Raw genomic sequence first — 456 nt, 5'->3', positions numbered from 1 at the left:
GGGATATCCACCAGGGCAACTTTGTGACCCTGCGGGATATGCTCGACGAGCGTCAGGCCGTCCGGGAAACGCGTTCCGGCGGTTAAGCCGCGATCGTTGACAATAATCGCCACATTATCTGTCGGGTCAACTTTAATATAAAACGCGGTCGGCGATTGTTGTCGAATTGCAATGTCAGCCATTGTCCAGTCATCTCCAAACAGGTGCTAATAATAAAATAAAACGCTAATTCATTTGCTACGTATCAGTATGATGGAATAAAGGATGTCAGCTGAATTGATTTTAAAATGTGATCGTCATCACTCCTTTTTATGACGCTAACCTCTGCAGGGCAGGCAATCGTAAGAAGTGTGGATTAGCGTCCATGACTTATGGCATAAGCACAATTATGGCTTTAAATAATAACTTTATATTGTCGGTATGCATAGTGTCTGGCGGGGGCGTGCTGATTATACT

1 protein-coding gene is annotated in these 456 nt (G+C 44.5%); it reads right to left on the bottom strand.

Features of this window, described 5'->3' with window-relative positions; genetic code table 11:
• Positions 1 to 182, bottom strand: a 182-nt coding sequence (locus FMM79_RS21120; RefSeq protein ID WP_205466795.1) for an SAF domain-containing protein, incomplete at its 3' end; no start/stop codon positions are given.
• Positions 183 to 456: the final 274 nt, after the last annotated feature.

The sequence above is a fragment of the Novosphingobium sp. BW1 genome, assembly GCF_008107685.1.
Taxonomy (GTDB): Bacteria; Pseudomonadota; Alphaproteobacteria; order Sphingomonadales; family Sphingomonadaceae; genus Novosphingobium.
The sequence above is the reverse complement of the archived record's forward strand: the minus strand, read 5'-3'. Positions and strand labels throughout refer to the sequence as shown.